The sequence below is a fragment of the Kaistia nematophila genome (assembly GCF_026343855.1).
In the GTDB taxonomy this organism is placed as follows: domain Bacteria; phylum Pseudomonadota; class Alphaproteobacteria; order Rhizobiales; family Kaistiaceae; genus Kaistia; species Kaistia nematophila.
The window spans coordinates 1-20,693 of sequence record NZ_JAPKNK010000018.1 but is presented as its reverse complement, the minus strand read 5'-3'; the positions used below and the strand labels follow the sequence as shown (position 1 = coordinate 20,693).

Here is a 20,693-nt window from a genome sequence, read left to right as displayed (position 1 = left end):
GAGCTTCGCGCCGGCCTTTGACTGGAAGCGACGTTGGCGCGACGATGGGCAATCGGAGCAGAGCCATGACGGACCGCATCGCAGCCGCCAGGCGGGCCTATGCCGAGGAACTGCGCAACCGGGCGAGCCTGCGCTCGGAGCCGTTGGTCGCGGCCTTTGCCCGCGTGCCGCGCGAGCGCTTCGTCGGCCCGCCGCCCTGGCGGATCAAGGATCCGGCCGAGCTGGTCGACTTCTGGTCGGGGACGATCCGCGATCCGGCGGCGCTCTATCAGGACGTGCTGGTGACTCTCGACCGCGAGCGCGGCATCAACAACGGCCAGCCGAGCCTCTGGGCGCTGGTGTTCGACCGGCTGGCGATTCCGCCCGGCGCGTCGATCGTCCATCTCGGCTGCGGCACCGGCTATTACACGGCGATCCTGGCCGAACTCGCCGGGCCGGAGGCGACGATCCTGGCCGTCGAGATCGAGCCGGGGCTGGCGGAGCGGGCGCGCATCGCGCTGCAGCCCTGGCCGCAGGCGCGCGTCGTCGAGGGTGACGGCGCCCACATGGCCCTGCCGGACGCGGATTGCATCGTCGCCAGCGCCGGCGCCACCCATCCGCTCGCGCTCTGGCTCGACGCGCTGAAGCCGGGCGGCCAGCTCCTGTTTCCGATGACGTCGACCTTTGGTCCGGGCGGCATGCTCCTGGTCACGCGCCGCGCCACCGACGGATATGCGGCCGAGTTCCTGAGCAGCGCCGCCTTCATTCCCTTCGTCGGCGCGCGCGACGGACGGTTCGACCATCCGCTCGCCGGGGCGCTGATGCGCGATCGCGGCGCCGCCGTCCGCTCGCTCCGCCGCGACCGCCACGACGAGGACCAGACCTGCTGGCTGCATGGCGAAGGCTGGTGCCTGTCGCGGCTGGAGCCGGGCGCTACCAGCTAAAACCCGCTTCCGGCTCCGCGGCGAACAGCATCATCGCCGCCTCGACCAGCGGACGCGGAAAGTTCTTCAGCGCCTTGGGATCGAAGGGAAGATGGGGCATATGGCTCGCCACAAGCTGGCCGACGGCGCGCGCCTGCGCCAGGTCGCGGGCCCGCTGTTCGGCGGCGCGATCCAGCCGCGTCGACAGCCAGAGCTTGTGGACCGCGAAGGCGCGTGGGTCGCTGGCGACGATCCGGGTCGGATAGCCGCGCTGGTCGATCGCCATGGCCTCGAAGGGCGGGGCGTTCTCCTGCCAGTTGAGCCCTTCCACGCTCACGGCGGCGAGGTCGTCCGCGTCCGGCGCGCCGCCATGCTCGGCCAGCGAGGCGGGCTCCGTCTTCCAGGGCGGCTCGCGCATCGGCCGGATCAGGTCGACCAGATAGCCGTCGCGGTTGCGGGCGCGAAATGCCGCGCTGGTGCGGGCGAACGAACGATCCACCTTGCGAAGCAGCGCCAGCAGGCTGCGGCCATCCTGGTCCTCCTCGACCGAAAAGGCGAGGCGGGCGCGGGCATCGAACAGGATGTCGATGTCTTCCGTCGTCGTCACCTCGACGGGGAAGCGGATACCGGCCGCCGCTTCATAGGCGAACAGCGCATTGGTCCCGACCACCCGCAGGCCATGCCCGAGCACGCCGGCCGCGTCGAGGGCGCGCAGGATGCGGGCGCCCGGATCCGGCACCCGGCCAAGGCCGAGGGCACGGTTGATGGCGGCCTGCCGCTCGATCGCGGCGCGGGCGGCAGCGAGATCCGCCTCGGCCTCGTCGCGGCCGGCATCGAAGGCAGCCTTGATCGCCTCGGTCTCGGCGCTGCGCCGGCCCAGCGACTTCTGCCGCCGGAGCCCCGTCTTCGGATCGTAATAGCTGCGCAGCAGATAGTCCGTGCCGGCTGTCTCGGAGAAGACCATGGAGCCGCGATAGCCGTCGGCGCGCTTCTGCGCTGCCCGGAAGCCCTCGAAACGCTGTCGGGAATTGACCATTTCCCGACGCTGGTCGTTATCAAGTTGTTGAAATCGCATGCTTCCAACAGTTTGGATCGAAATCGGACCGAGGTGTTGGAAACGATTGAACCACGATCCCGCCCGGATTCCAACAGTTGCGATGTGAAAGCCGCGAAACTGTTGGAATCGTCGGTTGTCGAGGCAGGGCGTCAGATCGGGGGGGGCGGCGCGTTACCGTGCCGTCCAGCCGCCATCGACGAGGATGGTCTGGCCGGTGACCATCGAGGCGGCGTCGGAGGCGAGGAAGAGGACGACGCCGGAGACTTCCTTCGGCTCGCCGATCCGGTGCAGCGCGGCGATGCGGTCGAGCACGTCGGCGTGGAATTCGGGATCGGACAGCATCTCGGCGGTGCCGTCGGTGCGGATGAAGGTCGGCGCCACGCAATTGACGCGGACATTGTGCTTGCCCCACTCGACCGCGAAGCACTTGGTCATGTGGCTGACGGCTGCCTTGCTGAGGCAGTAGATCGCCTCGCCCGGGAGCGCGATGGCGCCGGCCTGCGAGCCCATGTTGATGATCGCGCCGCTCTTCCGCTCGATCATGTGGCGGCCGACATATTGCGACAGGAAGAAGGTCGACCGGACCGTCAGGTTGACGGTGAAATCGAAGTCCTCCTCGGTGAAATCCTCGACCGGGCCGATGGTGCCGCCGCCGGCATTGTTGACCAGGATGTCGATAGGACCGAGGGCGGCGATCGCCGCATCGACGGCGGCATAGGCCTGCTTCAGGTCGAGCACGTCCATCTGCAGCGGCACGGCGCGGCGGCCCATCGCCTCGATCTCCGCGACCAGCCCGGCATCGGCCTTTGCGTCGCGCAGTCCGAGCGCGATATCGGCGCCGGCGGCGGCGAGCGCCAGCGCGGTGGCGCGGCCGAGGCCGCGCGCGGCGCCGGTGACGAGGGCCGTGCGGCCGGTAAGGTCGAAGCTCGGCAGGTCGGTCATGAGTTCCCCTCCCAGGGATTTTCCTAAAGCGTTTTCGAGCGAAGTGGATGCCGGTTCGCGTGAAGAAAACGCGACCAGACAAAGAGTTGCAGTCCCGTGCCGCCCGATGGTTCGGGCGATCGTTGTCCGCTTATAGACCACACACCAGCGGCGACGGAGAAGCGGAAATGGGGCGGCGCTGGCCTAGAGCTTCAGCTCGGCGAGGGCGCGGACGAACGGCGCCGATGACGCCTGGATCGGGCCGTCGAAGGGATTGGCCAGGTCGAGGATCAGCAGGATCGCGCCCGAAAGCAGCAGCGATGCGACGACGAAAATGGTCCGGACGGCCCAGTTTCGCGGCGCGCGATAGCCGAGGCTTGCCATCGTCATGCTCAGCCAGAGCACGAGCGAGACGAGTAGCGGAAAGGGGATCGTTGCTTCCTTGCGCTCGATCAGACCCCAGCGCGTGCGCAGCAGCGTGTCGACATGCGCCTTGGCCTGGTCGCGATCCTCGGTCCACGCCGGATCCCCTGGCGGCAGCGCGATGAGGCCGGCGCGGATGTCGCGGAGCGTGGTCTCGGCCGTCCGGTTCTCCGTCGGCAGGGCGGCCCGCTCGATTTCGCGCGAGCCGACGATCGTCGCGACGTAGTCGGAGAGTTCGGTCCGTAGCCCGGCCCCGTCCTGGCCGAGCCCGCGCAGCGAGTGGTCCAAAAGGATGATTTCGGTCGCATAGGCGTGAACCGCCTTGTCGGCATCTTCGAAATTGCTGTTGGCCGAGGAGACCATGAAGCCGAGCACGAGCGAGCTCAGCATGCCGAAGATGTTGGCGACGAGGCGCACCGTCTGCAGCGTTTCGTCGTCGCGGTAGTGCGCCGGCAGGCGGGGATAGGCGTGGAGGGTGCCGAGCGACGCCGCGCAGAGGCAGGCGAGCGTCAGGAGCGCTACCGTCAACTCATAGGACAGCCCGAAAACAGCCGGCAAGAATGCCTCCCCCAGACCTTCTCCCCAGACAGCCTAGCAGTCGCCCATTTCCCGCGAAAGCGCTTCCGAAGCTCCGGAGCAGGACGAGCGGCCGGAGAGACGTTGAGCCTTGTCGCATCGATATAGGAAAATAATCCTTGACACCGTGGCGCTGCTTCGGTAGGGTTCAGGCATGGTCGAAGAGTTGCGTTCAGGGGATGGTGGCGCCGGATCGGTGAGATCGTGTCGCTTCTGACCGCCTCGGGTTTTGGCTTCCCTGTTTCTCACGCGCTCGCCGTCATCCCGGGCTTGACCCGGGATCCATCTTTGCCGGGTTGGCCTGACGCTTATGCGCGGCTGCATGGATCCCTGCTTTCGCAGGGATGACGGCGGAGGTTGGGGCGGGCGCTGGTGCCTGGCGGTGAGATCCGAGAGGTTTCTCCCCACGCTCGTCGTCGCGACTCGCTTGAACACACGCCGCCCTCGAGCTGGGAGCCATGAGATGCCCGAGCTTACCCTCGACCAGTGGGCGGCGGTTCGCGTCGCCTATGAAACGTCGGCGCTGCCGCTGCGGGACATCGCCGCGCAGCATGGCGTCAGCCACGTCGCGGTGGCGAAGCGAGCGGAGCGGCAGGGCTGGCTCAGGCCGGGCGAGGCGCCGCCGCTGCCGGACGAGGCGGCCTCGGAGAAGCTGGTGGCGCGGCTCTATCGCACCTTCGAGAAGCAGGTCGCCGAGCTCGAACTTCGCTTTGCGAGTGGCGAGGGCGGCGTCGAGGAGAAGGATGCGCGCACGCTTTCGGTGCTGGCGCGCACGCTCGAGACGCTGGCGAAATTGCGGGAGGGGAAGGAGGATGACGCAGGCGCTGCTCCCGTCGACATCGACGCCCTCCGCGCGCGGCTTCAGGCGCGCCTGGAACAGCTCGATGCGGCGGGGGAGGCGGCCGGCGCGCCTGCTGGCGGATTTGCGGCCGGAGGAGATCGAGGCCTTCCAGCATGACTGGGATTTCTGGGCCCGTGATGACCAGTATCCGCCCGGTGGCGACTGGCTGACCTGGCTGATGATCGGCGGGCGCGGCGCTGGCAAGACCCGCGCCGGAGCCGAATGGATCCGGGGACTGGCCGGTGGCAGATCCGGCTTCGCGGAAAGTCCGGTCGGCCGGATCGCGCTGATCGGCGAGACGCTGGCCGATGTCCGCGACGTGATGATTGAGGGTGTTTCGGGGCTGCTTTCCGTCCATCGTCGCCATGAGCGACCGAACTGGCAGCCCTCGCGCCGCCGGCTCGAATGGCCGAATGGCGCGGTGGCGCTTTGCTTCTCGTCGGAGGACCCGGAAAGCCTCCGCGGGCCGCAATTCGAGGCGGCCTGGGCGGACGAACTGGGCAAGTGGCGCTATCCAGAGGCGTGCTGGGACATGCTGCAATTCGGCCTCCGGCTCGGCGACATGCCGCGCCAGCTCGTCACCACGACGCCGCGCCCGATCCCGCTGCTGAAGCGGCTGCTCGCCGCCGAGCGCACGGTGACCACCCGCGCCGGCACGGGCGCCAACCTCGCCAATCTGGCGCCCGGCTTCCTGGAGCGCGTCGTCGGGCGCTATCGCGGCACGCGGCTCGGCCGGCAGGAAATCGACGGCGAATGGATCGAGGATCGCGCCGACGCGCTCTGGAGCCGCGAGGCGATCGAGCGGGCGCGGGTGGAGAAGGCGCCGGAGCTGATGCGCATCGCCGTCGCGGTCGATCCGCCGGCCTCGCGGCGCAAGGGGGCCGACGCCTGCGGCATCGTCGCCTGCGGGCTGGCCGTGGACGGCACCGCCTATGTGCTGGCCGACCGCAGCCTGGCCGAGGTGAAGCCGGCCGCCTGGGCCGCCGTCGCGGTCGGACTCTACCGGGCGCTCGACGCGGACCTGCTGGTCGCCGAGGTCAACCAGGGCGGCGACATGGTGGCGAGCGTGATCAACGAGGTCGATCCGGCCGTGCCGGTCACCTCCGTCCGGGCGACGCGTGGAAAATATCTGCGGGCCGAGCCGGTGGCGGCACTCTATGCGCAGGGCAGGGTGCGCCATGCCGGGACCTTTCCGGCGCTGGAGGACGAGATGGCCGATTTCGGGCCGGAGGGCCTCGCCAACGGCCGTTCACCGGACAGGCTCGACGCGCTGGTCTGGGCGCTGACGGCGCTGATGCTGCGCGCGCCGGGCGAGCCGAGGATCCGCACGATGTGACCGTCGCGACCGCGCCGGACACGATTGTTCGGCGCCCTGTGGATCTTCTGGCCGCATGCGCGGTTGTCTTGCGCGGCGAATCCGCCGAAGCATCGGTCGAGCGGATGGATTCCATCGGAAGGTCGGTGGAGCTGTTACGACGATGTCAGATGGATGGGGTCAATCGATGGAGTTCGCCACGCATCTCTCGGTGCCGATGCTGTTCGTTTTGTTCACGGCGTTCGGTCTCGCCTTCTACGGCATCGGCCGCGTGGCGCTCCATTTTCTCTCGGGACACGCCATCCGCGATGTCGGCTCCATTCCGCAATCCGCGTTCCTCGGCACGATCGCGACGGCCTGGGCGCTGTCGCTCGGCTTCATCGCTGCCGACATCTGGGCGGTGAATTCGCGCGCCGACCAGGCGACCAGCATGGAGCGCTCGGCCATCGCCCGCCTGCTGCGCAGCGCCGAGTCGGACATCCTCGACTCCTCGAAGCTGGCGGCGGGCATCATCGCCTATCGCCAGCAGGTCGCGAGCAAGGAATGGCTGCAGGACAAGAACGAGACGCCGGACGATCAGGTCGAGACCATCCTGCATGATCTGCGCGGCGAAGTGGCGACCCTGGCGCGGGGCAATGCGCCGGCCTCGCTCGTCTCGCAGGTGATGACCGATTTCAACGACCTGCAGGACGCCCGCAACCTTCGCCTCGCGGTCGGCAACACCTCGATCGATTATTACAAATGGTATCTCGTCATGTTCCTGACGGTGCTGACGGCCGTCACCATTGCCGCGACCCACGCCGACAGAACCCGCGCCGGCCGGCGGGCACTGGCGATCTATGCGATCACGGCGTCGATGAGCCTGTGGATCCTGGCGATCCACGCCAACCCCTATGACGGGCTCGAGGCGCTCGATCCGTCGCTGCTGTTCACCAACCAGAAGAACGCCAGCATCGCCTTCAGCGGTCCGTGAGCGGCCGTGCGCAGCCGCGAAGTCAGCCGCCGATGTTGCCCATGTCGGTCGGAGCGGAGGCTTGCGCCGGCAGTTGCGACGGCCGACCGACCATGACCCGGTTGCGGCCCGCTCGTTTCGCCTCATAGAGCGCTCGGTCGGCGTCGGCGAGGATGCGATCCGTCCGCATGCCGAGCGGCCCGCTCGCGGCGAGGCCGGCGCTCGCGGTGCAGGGAAGGCCCACCTCGCTCGCTGCGAGATCGATGAAGCGCCGGCGCACGGCATCGGCAAGGCGGAGCGCTTCGTCCACACCGATGTCCCTGAGGATCAGAGCGAACTCCTCGCCGCCGATCCGCGCCGCCGAGGCGTCGGCCGGCAGGTCGAGCTTCAGCGCCTTGGCGAAAAGGGCGATGACGCGGTCGCCCATGGCATGGCCATGGGTGTCGTTGATCGCCTTGAATTCGTCGATGTCGAAGAGGATTGCGACGCAGTAGGGCGGTATCGAGACGTCGTGCGTGTCGAACAGGGCGCGGCGGTTCATCAGTCCGGTGAGCGAATCCGTCAGCGCCTCGCGCCGGTGCGCGTGGGCGGTCCGGATCTGGCTCAGCGCCATCGTCATGGCGCCGAGCGCCGGGATGGCGCCGATGATCAGTATCAGAGAGAGGTCCTGCGCCCAGTTGCGCGGCGGGCCCGCCGTGATCAGGCCGTCGCGCGTCAGCACCAGGACCGCGCGCGGCAGGAACGACAGGCCGACCAGGAAATAGAGGGCGGCGATGCCGGTCGCGGTCATCGGCGCCTCCGCCCGCGCCAGCCAGAACTGGTGGGCGACCAGCAGCAGCAGGGCCGCCGATCCGGCATAGCTGACGGAATAGGCGAGGCCGTTATAGCCGGCGAAAAGCGATAGCAGGACCGGCACGACCGAAATCACGGTGGCGAGGATGATGCGCGGACCGGGCGATGTGCCGAGCCGGAACTGCGCCGCGCTGCCATAGAGGCTCGCCTCGCCGGCCAGCAGCAGGCCGAGGCCCAGGCCCTGCGCCCACCAGGAGGGATCAATGCTGTCGACCGTCGAAAAGCCGACGCTGACGGCGACAAGCAGCGTGCCGACGGCGCAGGAAAACAGGAAGCCGTCCCGGCGCGTCGTCTTCCAGGCCGCGAGCAGGATCGCCGCCAGGAAGGCCGTGGCAAAGCCGATGGCGACGAGGAGCGAGGCGAAGTCGAGCACCGGTGAGTCCTCTTTCAGCCGAGATGCTAAGGGGGCCGGAAAGTTCTGGGCGACGTCAGGGCGGGATCTCGCCTCGGACTTCGCCTCCAAAACTGCGCCCATAGTTCAGTTGACGGTTCGGAATGCAAGCGAAAGCCGCAGGCGCTTCGATCGATTCCGGCCATCGGGACGATGATTCCGCTGGTTGTGCATACCTATTCGATGCAACCAAGACCCGAAGGCGGGCTTTCTGGCCTTCTTTCGATCGGAGACGCGATGAAAGCGAATCTCTTCTCCCGCCTGTTCGGCGGAACCGTTGCCGCGCCCGCGACGAAGGCCTCGAAGGCCGGACCGCTGATCGCGCTGCAGGGGCAGGGGCGCCCGGCCTGGACGCCGCGCGATCTCGCCAGCCTCGCCCGCGAAGGCTTCATGAAGAACGCCATCGTCTATCGCGCCGTGTCGATGATCGCGGAGGCGGCGGCCTCGGTGCCGTGGCTCGCCTATGAGGGCGAGGCCGAACGGCCGGACCATCCGCTGCTGGGGCTGCTTTCGCGACCCAACCCACGCCAGTCGGGCACCGCCTGGCTGGAGACGCTCTATGGGAACTGGCTCGTCGCCGGCAACGCCTATGCCGAACTGGTCCAACTCGGCGGCGAGCCGGCCGAACTGCACGCGTTACGGCCGGACCGGGTGAAGGTGGTGCCGGGGCCGGATGGCTGGCCGGAGGCCTATGAGTATTCCGTCGCCGGCCGCGCGGTCCGATTTCCGGTCGAGCATGGCCAGTCGCCGATCCTGCATCTTCGCCTCTATCATCCTCTCGACGATCACTACGGCTTCGCCCCGCTGGAGGCTGCGGCGACCGCGCTCGATCTGCACAATGCGGCCGGGGCCTGGAACAAGGCGCTGCTCGACAATGCGGCGCGGCCTTCCGGCGCGCTGGTCTATCGCGGCGAGGGCGGCGCCAATCTCAGCCAGGACCAGTTCGAGCGGCTGAAGCGCGAGCTGGAGGCGAACTATACCGGCGCGGTCAATGCCGGCCGGCCGCTTCTGCTCGAAGGCGGGCTTGACTGGACCTCGATGGCGCTGACCCCGCACGACATGGATTTCATCGAGGCGAAGAACGGCGCGGCGCGCGAGATCGCGCTCGCCTTCGGCGTGCCGCCCATGCTGCTAGGTCGACCAATTTTTTTCAACTGGGCAGCCAAGGCGTGTAGGCTGCAATCTAGCAATCTGATCATGGGATGATTCCTCTTATGACTAAGCCAAAAGCTTATTCCTACATCCGGTGGTCGACCGCCATCCAAGGACAGGGTGACTCTGGCCGTCGCCAATCCGAAATGGCCGAGAGGTATGCGGCTGAACATAAGCTCGATTTCGTTTCCGAGAACGTCGTGAAGGACGAAGGCCAATCGGCCTACACAGGCCAAAACGTGTCCAGCGGCGCTCTTGGAACGTTCCTCCAAGCGATATCTGAAGGCCAGATCGAACCGGGCTCCTACCTACTGGTCGAGTCTCTTGATCGCATCAGCCGGCAGCATCCGATGGATGCGATGAACCTGCTCCACCGCATCGTAGATCGAGACATCGTTGTCGTTACGATGTTGGACAATGTCGTCTATCGGAAACCTATCGACCCGATGCAAATGCTGACTTCCCTCGTTCATATGATACGAGCGAACGAGGAATCGGCCGTTAAGGCATCTCGGATAAGAGCGAGTTGGGCACGAAAGCGAGAGGCTATATCGCACGGCCTGAAGATGACAGCGAACTGTCCGGGTTGGCTCACGCTCTCACCAGATAGACGGACATTCCTCGTTAACGACGAGAGAGTCGCCATTGTTCGGCGTATCTTCCAGATGTCGATAGATGGCCATGGCATCTACACCATCGCCAAAACTCTGAACCGTGAAGCTGTGCCTACGTTTCGAGGAAGGAGCCATTGGCAGGTTTCTGCCGTTCGGATGGGCGTTCTGCGAAACAGGGCTGTAATCGGAGAGTTCCAGCCGCAATTGCGTCGAGGTGGGGTTAACGAGAAGATTCCCGAAGGGGAGCCTATAAAGGACTATTTTCCCGCAATTGTGAGTGAAGAAACATTCTATGCGGCCCAAGCTTCTATGGAGCGTCGAAGCACTCAGGGCGTGGGCGCAAAAGGTAAGAGATACGCAAACATCTTTACCGGATTGGCCTTCTGTGGTCAGTGTGGCGCTAAGATGTATGTAAATCAGCATAACAGGTATAAAAGTTCAAAGATAATCTATTGTAGCCAAATTGACAATGGGTCGTGCAATACTCGGCCGTGGGGCTATGATCATTTTGAAAAGTCATTCTTATCCTTCGTTCAAGAAATCGATCTTGAAGCCGTTATCGAAGGTGGTGTGGGAAGCCGCAATCAGCAAATCGGTATTGAACTGGACAGGCTGGCTGGTGAAAAGCTGTCGCTGGATGACAAGCTCGAACGACTTGTCGATGCAATTGAGACTGGGAGCCTCGATAGTTCGATCATCAATAATCGGATGAAACTTTATCAGAAGCGATTAAATGAAATTGCAGTGAAAATCATAGAATTCACTGAAGAGAGATCGAAATTGCTGGACTCTCGAAGGGGTTCAAAAGAGAAATATGTAACAGATTTTCCGGTTAATATAAGCGATGAGGATTTATATAACCTAAGGGCTAAGACGGCGGAGCAAATAAGGGCGGTAGTGGAGTCGATTCATATGAGTAGCCTTCGTCCGGCGAAAAATGACGATCCAGATGTTAAGAAATTGCTTTCTGGTTGGCCCTCGCTACGTGATCCTAGATATCTAGTTCGGTTCAGGGGCGGCGGAGGTCGAATGATCTGGACGAAGCGAGATAATCCCGCCGAAGTTTTTTTGGTTAAAGACATGGCTGACGAAAGCCTCGTCAACGCCAACTACTCAGATTGGCTCTTTAACGAAAATCGATTGAACCTCCGGGATGGGGCGAAGCGGGATTGACCAATTGGCAAGGTTGCACGCTGGAATTAGCCTACCGGCGGGGCTGGGGAGCAGCACGTTCGGCCAAAGCGATCAGTTGTTCGATCCACTCGTCCGACAGCTTCTGAACTATAACGTTCAGTCTCAGCAATAGGGCACGCCTGCTAGCATCCGTCTTGGCGTCGGCCTGTGGGTCCCAGCCAAGTAGGAAGCTCGGCGAGGCTTCCAGCGCATGCGCCAGCGCCACCAGTATGTCGAAGGCCGGCTTGTTCACCCCGGTTTCGAGCTTGCTCAACGTCACGACAGAGATGCCTGCCTTCGTAGCCAGTTCGTCCTGAGTGAGCCCGGCCTGCTTTCGGGCCGCCTTGAGACGGTCCTTGAAAAGCTCTGCAACCCGCTTTGATTGTGCATCCTGTTCCATTCCCATCTGATGAGATCGGTTGGAAGGAAATCACATATCTAGACGTATCAGTTTTCAGCTTGAACCGGTATATCTATTGGGGTAATCAGCCCAAATACCGTCTGAAGATACGCCTCCGTCAGGGGGAGGCGCTTCTGGATGGTTTCCGATTTTGAACGGGGGAACTGTTATGGAAGCGTCGTCGGTTGCGACAATCGAGTGTCCGTATTGCTCGGGCGAGATCACGGCCAAGGCTAAGAAGTGCCGGCATTGTGGCGAGATTCTCGATCCGCAGATGCGTGAATTGGAGCTTCTGAAGAGCCAGAAGTCGTCTACCCCGAACGTCTTTATGAATGCGGGTGGGGGTGGTGGTGGAGCAGTGGCAGGCGGCGGGTATCAGTTGCATGGGTTTCGCCACTGGTTGCACATACTCCTGACCCTGATCACCGGCGGTCTGTGGTTCCCCGTTTACGTGCTTCTCTATCTGTTCCGTAACAAGAACTATTACCGGTAGCATTGCTGGCGGCGGGGGGAGGGCGATGTCATTCATTCGCCGCCCGCTGGCATCGCCCGAGTGGCGATGGAGAACGCCGCTAACCCACGGTAGCATTGCTTGCGAGTCGATGACTTAAGTCGGCTGTTTGAATCTCCCTTAGGGGTTCACCGGCTTCAGTGTCGCAATGCATCTTCGGGGGAGCGATCGAATGGTTAATTCGACATACGAAAATTATAAACAGCATGCGGTTGCTTTGATCAAGCAAACGCTAGAGGATTCGGAGTGCCAGCCGATTTTCTTCATTGGAACCGGCATTTCGAAGCGCTACCTAGGTGCTCCGACTTGGATCGAGTTGCTAAGGTCAGCGGCCGCAAGGATTGGCTTGTCTGATCAGGAGTTTCAATATTTCCGCCAGAAGACGAATGACAATCTGATCGAAATTGGGTCTATCCTAGAGGATAAAGTATTCGAATGGGCATGGACTCATGGGAAGAACACGTTCCCTCCCGAGTATTTCAGCAAATCACCCGATAAGTCCATCTTCCTCAAGCATATTATCGCTTTGGATATCCAAGATGCGGCGGGTGAAGCAAATACTACCGCCGATTCGTCGCTGAGGGAGGAGATTGATCTTCTGTCGAAGACGAACCCCCATGCGATCATCACGACCAACTATGATGACTTCTTAGAAAGGGTCTTTGGGGACTATGAGCCGGTCGTGGGGGAGAAGGTAATTAGGCGGGACATGAACCTTGTCGGTGAGATATTCAAAATACACGGTTCGATGGAAGACCCCAGCTCTATCGTTATTACGGGAGCCGACTACGAAAATTACCGAATTAAGAAGAAGTATATATCTGCGAAGTTGCTTACGTATCTGGCTGAGCATCCCGTGTTTATTTTTGGGTATGGTCTCGGCGATACGAATGTCACCGGTATCCTTCAGGATATAGGTGAAATTCTGGGTGGTCCTGACAAGCTGATCGAGAACGTGTTTTACATTGAGTGGCGCCCCGATGCACCTTCGTTGACGGATTTCCGGGAGGAGTATGTTGTGAGTGCAAATGGCTCCGAGCTTCGGGTTCGAGCCATTGTGACAGATAGCTTCGGTTGGATTTTTCAGTGCTTAACAGAAACGGCGCCACTTAAATGGGTCAATCCCAAGTTATTGCGAGCGATCTCAGCAAGGTTCTTCAAGCTGCTTCGGAGTGATATTCCTCGGGGCAATATCGAAGTGGACTATGCCCAATTGCAGACGGTTGCCGACTCCGAAACCGAATTGCCAAAGCTTCTAGGAATTGCGAGGACCGATAGTCCCAACGCAAGCTATCCATATTCTCTAACAGACGTTTCCAGTTTGCTCGGGTTTACTTTCTGGTGGAAGGCCCGAAAGCTGATAGAGCAGGTGAGGGATGAGACGGGGGTCGATATATTTTCGACTGATAACAAATATCACTACGCAATACCGACTAAAGGGAAGCATCCCAACCGTCGTTATTCGAAGGAAATTGTCGATCTGCTTGAGGCCGTGCGAGATGGCGAGGAGTATACAGTATCGCTTTGACCTCGCTGGCCTCGGGGGTGGGTGGGCTAAGTTCCGGCGAGCAAACTATGCGAATGGGATTTCGGACACGGTTACCGGCACATCGTAGCCGTTTTCACTAAGCAGCAAATCCACGCTTGCCTTTCGGCGCAGGGGTTCGACTGAGGGGCCGACGATAACCCGCTTTATTGGGAGCTTTCGTCCCTTCTTTTCGAGGACTATGTAGGGCAGGAGGTAGTTGTCTCGAAGCTTGAATTTTATATCCTTCTTCTTCAGGCTTGACTTTTTGCTGAACTTGTTGCGAGCAACCGCTACAACAATCCTTGTTTCTCTCTCCTCGAAAAAGGCGGGATGCTTTAGTATTGGTTTTACATTTGCATATGGAAGATAGAGGTCGTCGATCTCTACCTTCTCACCTTCAAACACAACTTTTTTTCCGAGTGCCTTGCTCATCGTATGTTCCATCAACGTAGGCACGGCCCTTCGGAACAAATCAAGATCGGCTTCGACTTCTGTAAACCTATGGCTCTCTTTCCCGTAGATGATATTTTCAAACGAAGTTACCGCTAGCTTGAATTTCGAGAGTTGCGCCTCGACCAGAGTCTTAAGCTCGTATTCGTCAAAAACAATAGAGACTCCTCCTCCTCCGTATCCCCTCCATTGGCTTAAAAGGCCATTTTCGGCGATATATGGATCATCGGTTCGACAAAAAGAGCAGATAAAGATGGGGCTGTATCTATTAGATACTTCACTAATGACTCGAAAGAACGTGTCGGTTTCTTTGTCGCAGAGCCAGTCCATGTCGAAATTGTCGTTCATCAGGCCTGCGTTCTGAAGCTCTAGAAATCTGGTTCTGAATTCCTCCCTGATTGTGGGGCGCATAACGTCGTCGGCGTAAGCCATCTCTTTGCGGTCATTTAGAAAATCGATGTGCGACGCATGGAGCGTGCCGGAGTTCACAATACCCATCAGGCCGGCAAGGCTCGTATAGTGATAGAGTTCTGTCGATTTTGAGGGCTTAGTTGCCATTTCATCTCCATTCGCTCTCTTCGCCTGTGGCGCACAATGTCTCGAATGAGAATGTAGCAGGTGGCCATTATCGATAACGAACGTATTTGAGACAACCAGTGGCTTCCTTGGGACGCCGCTAGAAGCGAGGCCATTCAATTCTTGAAACTGTATCTCGAAATATGTATTCTCAAAATATGGTTCAGAGCCCCTTTTTGAGAGGTTTCGGTTTTGCTCGTAGGCTATTCGAGAGTGAGCACGGAGTTTCAGAGTTCGGAGCTTCAAGAGCTAGCGCTGCGTCAGGCCGGCGCAGAGAAGATTTTTGTAGAGACCGCATCCGGCACACAGCGGGGCCGCCCCGAACTAGCCAAGGCGCTAGACTTCCTGCGTCCCGGCGATTGTCTCATCGTATGGAAGCTGGACCGTCTCGGGCGCTCGCTTCGTCAATTGATCGATACCGTCGAGGATTTGAACCGGCGGGGTATCGAGTTCCGCTCAATCACGGAGAACCTCGAAACCACGACCAGCGGCGGCAAGCTCATTTTTCACGTCTTCGGTGCTCTTGCCGAATGGGAGCGTTCGTTGATCCGAGAGCGCACCATGGCAGGCCTCCGGGCGGCCAAGGAGGCTGGAAAGGTTGGTGGCCGGCCCAGAGCCATGTCGGATGCCGATATCGCCGCTGCACGGGCGCTTCTGGCCGATTCTGAGATATCGGTGAAGCAGGTGGCCGATCGCCTCGGCGTTTCGGTTCCGACACTCTACCGGTATCTCCCGGCTGCTCGGGATCAGGCGAGGGGATAGGCTTGGTTCGTCCCTACCGAGATCGTGCCGGCCTATTTGAGCGGCGTTTCACGGTTGATGGGCTGACATTCAATTTCGAAGCGGCCCCGGGAGCCGCCGTGGTCTTCTATATCGTAGGCGGCGGGACGAGGAAGCGGCGTTACAATCCTCACTTCTGGCTCGACTTCCAAGATGTCGTTTCTGTCGAGGATGGCGACTATTTTCGGTCCGCACTCCCGGTCTTCAAAGCCGCTCGGGCACTCCTTCTAGAGTGGGCTTTTAGGGACAGGCCCTATCTGTTCCGAATTGAGGCATCGACGGATCGGAAGGAGCCGATCTATCGCTGGATGGCGCATCGGTTGGCCAAGCGGCTCTACGGGCAATACTCCATGATCGAAGAGCACGAAACGTTCTTTTTCTATCGAAACCATTCCTTTGGAGCCGACCTGAGCTAGCGGAACGAGATCGGCAAATTGTGAGCGAGGATGATATGAAGGCAATTGCGGAAAAGGAATATGAGCGGCGGCTGTCTGCGTTCGTTGCAGATGAGAAGGCGAAGCTGCCCCCGGAGAGAGTGCCACAGGGCTTCTTCGGCAATTGGGGCTTCCACGCACATTGTCGGAAGATGTTCGACAAGAGGCTCGCCGAAGACGGTATCGAGGTCATCCGTGTCGTCCGTCCGGTCGATTGGCCGCCGCAAACAGGACGAATTCCGAGGTGAAGCGGACTAGCGAACCATTCCCGGGCGGATATTCAGGGTGACATTGGCCATCCGATTCCGATTTGGGTGAGGCGAATGCTTCTCGGGAAAGGACCGCATCAGTTCCTCACCGGCGTCCTGATTAGGAAGCCGATCATGGAATTTCGACGCATATGACACCGCCTTGGCGAGGTCCGATCTGGATGGCCTTATCTTTTCAACCTGAATTTCATCGGCGTTGAGCGATTTCCATGCCTGCCGGGCATCGGCCGTCTGAGTGGGAACTTCGTGACATCCTAGAAGCCAGTTTTCGAAGGGTTGAACGAGACTGCTTCTAACGCAGCAAACGGCATGGATGTGAGGGTAGGGCTCCATGTCAGTGGTGTCGTCGACGAAGGCAAAGCAGACGGGTTGGTTGCTGTAATTGGCTTTCCTCGTGCCATTCGACATGTAATTGAAAATTCCTCCGATCCACCAGTGACGAAAGTCGGCAAACATTTGATAGGCGTGTCGTGCTATTCGGGATCGGCGTCGATGATCAACGGCCTCCTGCCAGCCTCTATTTTTGAATGTCATGGGATTGAAGGTTAGGGTTATTAGATACAACTTCGAACCTTCGTCATTTTGGTATCTAGACCAAATGTATTCAAAGATGGAATTCGAAAGAGCATTCTTGTAGAAAAATACTGAATTTGCGTGATTGTCTTTAGTTGTTTTCAATTGATTTAGGCAATACTCTAGAATCAGATAGGCTACCCGTTCTTGGGTGCATCTGTGGTAAGATTTCAGGAAAGATAAGGCACAGCGGCGATGTCGTTCAAAAGACAAGCAGAACAGCTTGCCCGACAGATCGCCGAATCAATAAAATGCAGAAAGTAAAAGTAGCATAATGCTCTGTAGATGTCAATATGTATTTGACAGGTTGCGCAGAATTATTGCTGACTTTAAGTGTCTTGCTTGGTGAACCTGTAGCCTCATGATGGAAAATCCTTGCCGGCTGACGACTTGCCGGGATCAGGGCAGTCCGGCTGAGTCCATGACAACGGGTTCCAACGAGAACGTGAGCCGTTTGGCGTGTTGTGACGTGTCGGCAATGGGTGAAGGTGGTCGCCAGTTTTATCGCTCTAGACTGTGAGCCTGTCGATGCGAAACGCATTCTCCTTCGCCCGTCGTCGTTGTCGGGCGACGAAGCTCGCACCCGCATCAATGTCGCAACATGATATCGGCATATGCACACGGGCGAGCCTGCACTTTGAAGAAAATCGAGCAAACATTTCTGCTCGGAATTCCCGGCGACAACACCTTTGCCAATTATGCCGAGGCCAACCGGGTGTTCTGGCGCCAGACGGTGCTGCCGCTTGTCGGCCGCACCGCCGACGCGCTGACCGCCTGGTTGGCGCCGCATTTTCCGGGCGCCATTCGGCTCGGCTTCGACACCGACGCGATTTCCGCGCTTTCCGACGAACGCAATGCGCTCTGGAGCCGGGTCGGCGCGGCGGATTTCCTCTCCCGCGACGAGAAGCGCCAGGCGGTCGGCTATGGCGCGACTCAGCCAGGCGAGGGCGGGCAGGAAGGAGACGAGGGGTGGACGAACTGACCCGCGCCTTTGCCAGTCGCGGCGACCTCGCGCATCTGGCGCTGTTCCTCTGGGCGTCGGGCGCCAGCGGCCTGCTCGTCTGGGCGCTGAAGGAACTCGCCAGCTCGAACCGCCGCTTCAACGACTTCGTCGCCGAGATCGCGAGGCTGACCCGCTTCTTCAACGACCGGCGGTAAGGGATTCGGGTGGCGATGGTTTCTTGGTCCATCGCCCGCTGGAGAGAGGCGAGCGTGGTGCGACGCGGAGCGTCCATCAAAGCGGTGAGTGTGGGGCTCGCGTCACGAGCCGACTGGAGAACGTGAATGACCCAGATGCTGAACCGCATCCTGCAGCGCCTCGCGCCGGACCACCGCAAGGTGTTTCGCGATTTCGCCGGCGCGCTCGAAAGGCTTCTGGCGCGAAGCTAGCGCGTCCCCCAGCCCCGCCAGAGTTCGTCGACCGTCCGTTGCCGGGCGGCGACCGCCTCCGGGCTCGCGGTATCCAGCGTCCGCGCGCCATAGCGCGGGTCGGTCGTCGGCGTGACGAGGACGGGCGGCGCGCCGAACTGATCGGCGGTGACGTCGACGATGAGGCCGTCGCACTCGACCCAGGCATGGCTTTCCCAGCGCGTGCCGTCGAAGAAGCCGAACGGGCCGAGTTCGGGGGCATCCTCGCCGAGGCGGGGAATGCCGTTGGTCCAGCGGGCCTCGTAGCCCTCGTGGCGCAATACGCGTTCGAGAAACAGGCTGCTGCGCCCGCAGGTGTTTTTCGACGGCGGCTTGGCGCCCGGCTGCCAGTGTCGCCAGGCCGGTTCCAGGAAGGTGCGCACGGACGCGGCGATGGCATGAAGCGAGTCGGGCATGATGAAATGAAAGCTCGGCCGCCGGCACGGTGGCAAGCCTAGTTCGAGTGTCTGCAATGCACGACCCCGGTACGTCCGCCGGTCCATGCACCGGCGTCATCCTTGCGAAGGCGAGGATCCATGCAACTGGGTTTGTCGGCGTCCTGATGAATTCGCGATGTCCAAGGCCTCGGCTGAATGGATCCCGGGTCTTAGCTCGGGATGATGGCGGGCGTGAGCCTGCCGCCTGAATCAACGCCTCAGCCGTCCACCACAACCCTTTGATCCGACTCCCCCTTCCACGCGGAACTTTCCGCGAAGGAGACCGCATGACCCTTTCCACCGCGCCCGCGCTCGAAACGAAATTCGCCGCCGCCGACCTCTCCGGCGTCGACGGCGAAGGGGTGTTTTCCGGCTATGCCAGCCTGTTCGGCACGGCCGATCTCTCCGGTGATCTCGTGCTGCCGGGCGCCTTTCGCGGCTCGATCGCCAAACGCGGCGCGGCCGGCATCCGCATGCTCTACCAGCACGATCCGGCCGAGCCGATCGGCGTCTGGATGGAGATCCGCGAGGACCCGCGCGGCCTTTTCGTGCGGGGCCGGCTGATGGCCGACGTGGCGCGCGGCCGCGAGGTGGCGAGCCTGATGCGGGCCGGCGCGCTCGATGGCCTCTCGATCGGCTTCAAGACCGTGAAGGCCCGCGCCGACCGGACGGCCGGCGTCCGCAGGCTGGTCGAGATCGACCTCTGGGAGATCTCGGTCGTCACCTTCCCGATGCAGCCCGACGCCCGCGTCTCGAGCGTCAAGACCACCGGCCTCGCCGCGCGGATGCGCCGGGCCGCCCGCACCCTCCATCCGGCCCGCCTTTCCCCCAACCTGACAAGGACGACGCGATGACCGAGATTTCCCCTGCCGCCCCCGAAGCGAAGGCCGCCGAGAGCGGCGACGTTTCCGCCGCCTTCGACGATTTCATGCGCGCCTTCGAGGCGTTCAAGGACACCAATGACGAGCGGCTTGCCGAGATCGAGACCAAGCTTTCTGCCGACGTCGTCACCACCGACAAGCTCGACCGCATCAACAAGGCGCTGGACGAACTGACGCTGAAGGGTAGGCGCCCGCCGCTTTCGGCCGAGCGTGGCACGGCGCGGCCGTCCGAGCACAAGCAGGCCTTCGAAAGCTATGTCCGCGGCGGCGACGAGGACGGCTTCCGCCGGCTGGAGCAGAAGGCGCTTTCGGCCGGCACCAATGCCGATGGCGGCTATCTCGTGCCGGTCGAGACGGAGACGGAGATCGGCAAACGACTTGCCGCGATCTCGCCGATCCGCGCCATCGCCGACGTCCGCCAGGTCTCAAGCGGCACCTATCGCAAGCCCTTCATGACCGCCGGCCCGGCGGTCGGCTGGGCCGGCGAGACGGATAGCCGCTCGCAGACCACGTCGCCCACCATCGCCGCGCTCGATTTCCCGGCGATGGAACTCTACGCCATGCCGGCGGCAACCGCCGCGCTGCTCGACGACAGCGCCGTCAACATCGACGACTGGATCGCCGCCGAGGTGGAGAGCGCCTTCGCGGCTCAGGAAGGCACCGCCTTCGTTTCCGGCGACGGCACCAACAAGCCGAAGGGCTTCCTGGCCTACACCACGGCCGCCGAGGCGAGCTGGAGTTGGGGCAAGCTCGGCTATGTCGTGACCGGAACCTCCGCGGCGCTCCCCTCCAGCAATCCCTCCGACGTGCTGGTCGACCTGATCTACACGCTGAAGGCAGGCTACCGCGCCAATGCCCGCTTCGTGCTCAACCGCCGCACCCAGGCGACGGTCCGCAAGCTGAAGGACGCCGACGGCCACTATCTCTGGCAGCCGGCGGCGGTGGCGGGGGGCGAGGCGTCGCTGATGGGCTTCCCGGTGACGGAGGCCGAGGACATGCCCGACATCGCCGCCAATTCGCTGTCGCTGGCCTTCGGTGATTTTCGCCGCGGCTATCTCGTCGTCGACCGCCTCGGCGTCCGCGTCCTGCGCGATCCCTATTCCGCCAAGCCCTACGTGCTCTTCTACACGACCAAGCGCGTCGGCGGCGGCGTCCAGGATTTCGACGCGATCAAGCTGCTGAAGTTCGGCACGAGCTAAGTCAGGAAAGACCCTCACCCAACGCTCTCCCGCGAGGCGGGAGAGGGCCGGGGTGAGGGCCTTTGCATACCCAACAGCC

The 20,693-nt window shown here is 61.8% G+C and carries 23 protein-coding genes; 15 read left to right on the top strand and 8 right to left on the bottom strand.

Annotated elements, in window-relative coordinates; translation table 11 throughout:
- The first annotated feature begins 65 nt into the window (after nucleotides 1-65).
- Entirely contained in the window at nucleotides 66-923 is an 858-nt protein-coding gene (locus tag OSH07_RS24205) for a protein-L-isoaspartate O-methyltransferase family protein (RefSeq protein WP_266341289.1), read from the top strand.
- On the opposite strand, the gene OSH07_RS24200 is transcribed toward OSH07_RS24205, so the two are convergent.
- The 3 genes from OSH07_RS24200 to OSH07_RS24190 form a co-directional block, all read right to left on the bottom strand.
- Nucleotides 913-1,938 (bottom strand): nucleotidyltransferase domain-containing protein, encoded by a 1,026-nt coding sequence (locus OSH07_RS24200; protein ID WP_266341288.1) that lies wholly within the window; start codon nucleotides 1,936-1,938, stop codon nucleotides 913-915. The genes OSH07_RS24205 and OSH07_RS24200 overlap by 11 nt on opposite strands.
- Before the next feature lie 192 nt (nucleotides 1,939-2,130).
- The gene (locus OSH07_RS24195) at nucleotides 2,131-2,901 is read right to left on the bottom strand and encodes an SDR family NAD(P)-dependent oxidoreductase (protein WP_266341287.1); all 771 of its coding nucleotides are present in this window, start codon (nucleotides 2,899-2,901) and stop codon (nucleotides 2,131-2,133) included.
- Nucleotides 2,902-3,084: 183 nt separating this feature from the next.
- Nucleotides 3,085-3,861: a bestrophin-like domain gene (locus OSH07_RS24190; RefSeq protein WP_266341286.1), complete on the bottom strand. Its 777-nt coding sequence runs from the start codon at nucleotides 3,859-3,861 to the stop codon at nucleotides 3,085-3,087.
- Nucleotides 3,862-4,342: 481 nt separating this feature from the next.
- Between OSH07_RS24190 and OSH07_RS24185 the strand changes: the two genes are divergently transcribed.
- The 3 genes from OSH07_RS24185 (at nucleotide 4,343) to OSH07_RS24175 (ending at nucleotide 7,008) form a co-directional block, all read left to right on the top strand.
- Complete coding sequence (locus OSH07_RS24185; protein WP_266341285.1) at nucleotides 4,343-4,837, top strand: hypothetical protein; 495 nt, start codon at nucleotides 4,343-4,345, stop codon at nucleotides 4,835-4,837.
- On the top strand, nucleotides 4,764-6,056 hold the full coding sequence (locus tag OSH07_RS24180; RefSeq protein WP_266341284.1) for a DNA-packaging protein: 1,293 nt from the start codon (nucleotides 4,764-4,766) through the stop codon (nucleotides 6,054-6,056). Before OSH07_RS24185 ends, OSH07_RS24180 begins: the two co-directional genes overlap by 74 nt.
- A gap of 166 nt (nucleotides 6,057-6,222) precedes the next feature.
- Nucleotides 6,223-7,008 (top strand): bestrophin-like domain, encoded by a 786-nt coding sequence (locus tag OSH07_RS24175; RefSeq protein WP_266341283.1) that lies wholly within the window; start codon nucleotides 6,223-6,225, stop codon nucleotides 7,006-7,008.
- Between the two features lie 22 nt (nucleotides 7,009-7,030).
- Here the strand turns inward: OSH07_RS24175 and OSH07_RS24490 are convergent, their stop codons facing one another.
- Nucleotides 7,031-8,212: a GGDEF domain-containing protein gene (locus OSH07_RS24490; RefSeq protein WP_266341282.1), complete on the bottom strand. Its 1,182-nt coding sequence runs from the start codon at nucleotides 8,210-8,212 to the stop codon at nucleotides 7,031-7,033.
- Nucleotides 8,213-8,467: 255 nt separating this feature from the next.
- Between OSH07_RS24490 and OSH07_RS24165 the strand changes: the two genes are divergently transcribed.
- Both OSH07_RS24165 and OSH07_RS24160 read left to right on the top strand, forming a co-directional pair.
- Nucleotides 8,468-9,436 carry a phage portal protein gene (locus OSH07_RS24165; protein ID WP_420909679.1) on the top strand — a complete coding sequence of 323 codons (969 nt, stop codon included), beginning with the start codon at nucleotides 8,468-8,470 and terminating at the stop codon, nucleotides 9,434-9,436.
- Between the two features lie 8 nt (nucleotides 9,437-9,444).
- Nucleotides 9,445-11,169: a recombinase family protein gene (locus tag OSH07_RS24160; protein WP_266341281.1), complete on the top strand. Its 1,725-nt coding sequence runs from the start codon at nucleotides 9,445-9,447 to the stop codon at nucleotides 11,167-11,169.
- Between the two features lie 31 nt (nucleotides 11,170-11,200).
- Here the strand turns inward: OSH07_RS24160 and OSH07_RS24155 are convergent, their stop codons facing one another.
- Entirely contained in the window at nucleotides 11,201-11,569 is a 369-nt protein-coding gene (locus OSH07_RS24155) for a helix-turn-helix domain-containing protein (RefSeq protein WP_266341280.1), read from the bottom strand.
- Between the two features lie 169 nt (nucleotides 11,570-11,738).
- Between OSH07_RS24155 and OSH07_RS24150 the strand changes: the two genes are divergently transcribed.
- Entirely contained in the window at nucleotides 11,739-12,062 is a 324-nt protein-coding gene (locus OSH07_RS24150) for a hypothetical protein (protein WP_266341279.1), read from the top strand.
- A 190-nt stretch (nucleotides 12,063-12,252) separates the two neighbouring features.
- The gene (locus OSH07_RS24145) at nucleotides 12,253-13,608 is read left to right on the top strand and encodes an SIR2 family protein (protein ID WP_266341278.1); all 1,356 of its coding nucleotides are present in this window, start codon (nucleotides 12,253-12,255) and stop codon (nucleotides 13,606-13,608) included.
- Between the two features lie 45 nt (nucleotides 13,609-13,653).
- Here OSH07_RS24145 and OSH07_RS24140 read toward each other — a convergent pair whose 3' ends face one another.
- The gene (locus OSH07_RS24140) at nucleotides 13,654-14,616 is read right to left on the bottom strand and encodes a DUF2971 domain-containing protein (RefSeq protein ID WP_266341277.1); all 963 of its coding nucleotides are present in this window, start codon (nucleotides 14,614-14,616) and stop codon (nucleotides 13,654-13,656) included.
- Between the two features lie 210 nt (nucleotides 14,617-14,826).
- Here OSH07_RS24140 and OSH07_RS24135 point away from each other — a divergent pair, with 210 nt between their 5' ends.
- The 3 genes from OSH07_RS24135 to OSH07_RS24125 are packed head-to-tail and all read left to right on the top strand — an operon-like array spanning nucleotide 14,827 to nucleotide 16,096.
- Entirely contained in the window at nucleotides 14,827-15,396 is a 570-nt protein-coding gene (locus OSH07_RS24135; RefSeq protein ID WP_266341276.1) for a recombinase family protein, read from the top strand.
- A 2-nt stretch (nucleotides 15,397-15,398) separates the two neighbouring features.
- Entirely contained in the window at nucleotides 15,399-15,830 is a 432-nt protein-coding gene (locus tag OSH07_RS24130; protein WP_266341275.1) for a hypothetical protein, read from the top strand.
- A 20-nt stretch (nucleotides 15,831-15,850) separates the two neighbouring features.
- Nucleotides 15,851-16,096 (top strand): hypothetical protein, encoded by a 246-nt coding sequence (locus OSH07_RS24125; RefSeq protein WP_266341274.1) that lies wholly within the window; start codon nucleotides 15,851-15,853, stop codon nucleotides 16,094-16,096.
- A gap of 6 nt (nucleotides 16,097-16,102) precedes the next feature.
- On the opposite strand, the gene OSH07_RS24120 is transcribed toward OSH07_RS24125, so the two are convergent.
- Nucleotides 16,103-16,525 (bottom strand): hypothetical protein, encoded by a 423-nt coding sequence (locus OSH07_RS24120; RefSeq protein ID WP_266341273.1) that lies wholly within the window; start codon nucleotides 16,523-16,525, stop codon nucleotides 16,103-16,105.
- Between the two features lie 802 nt (nucleotides 16,526-17,327).
- Between OSH07_RS24120 and OSH07_RS24115 the strand changes: the two genes are divergently transcribed.
- Together OSH07_RS24115 and OSH07_RS24110 are read left to right on the top strand one after the other, a co-directional pair.
- A complete protein-coding gene (locus OSH07_RS24115) occupies nucleotides 17,328-17,672 on the top strand; it encodes a phage portal protein (RefSeq protein ID WP_420909678.1) in 345 nt (114 codons plus the stop codon).
- Nucleotides 17,660-17,848 (top strand): hypothetical protein, encoded by a 189-nt coding sequence (locus OSH07_RS24110; protein ID WP_266341272.1) that lies wholly within the window; start codon nucleotides 17,660-17,662, stop codon nucleotides 17,846-17,848. Before OSH07_RS24115 ends, OSH07_RS24110 begins: the two co-directional genes overlap by 13 nt.
- Nucleotides 17,849-18,075: 227 nt before the next feature.
- Here the strand turns inward: OSH07_RS24110 and OSH07_RS24105 are convergent, their stop codons facing one another.
- The gene (locus tag OSH07_RS24105) at nucleotides 18,076-18,513 is read right to left on the bottom strand and encodes a lasso peptide biosynthesis protein (protein WP_266341271.1); all 438 of its coding nucleotides are present in this window, start codon (nucleotides 18,511-18,513) and stop codon (nucleotides 18,076-18,078) included.
- Nucleotides 18,514-18,821: 308 nt separating this feature from the next.
- Here OSH07_RS24105 and OSH07_RS24100 point away from each other — a divergent pair, with 308 nt between their 5' ends.
- Together OSH07_RS24100 and OSH07_RS24095 are read left to right on the top strand one after the other, a co-directional pair.
- Nucleotides 18,822-19,388, top strand: a complete 567-nt coding sequence (locus OSH07_RS24100; protein WP_266341270.1) for an HK97 family phage prohead protease — start codon at nucleotides 18,822-18,824, stop codon at nucleotides 19,386-19,388.
- The gene (locus OSH07_RS24095; protein ID WP_266341269.1) at nucleotides 19,385-20,614 is read left to right on the top strand and encodes a phage major capsid protein; all 1,230 of its coding nucleotides are present in this window, start codon (nucleotides 19,385-19,387) and stop codon (nucleotides 20,612-20,614) included. Before OSH07_RS24100 ends, OSH07_RS24095 begins: the two co-directional genes overlap by 4 nt.
- Nucleotides 20,615-20,693 lie beyond the last annotated feature (79 nt).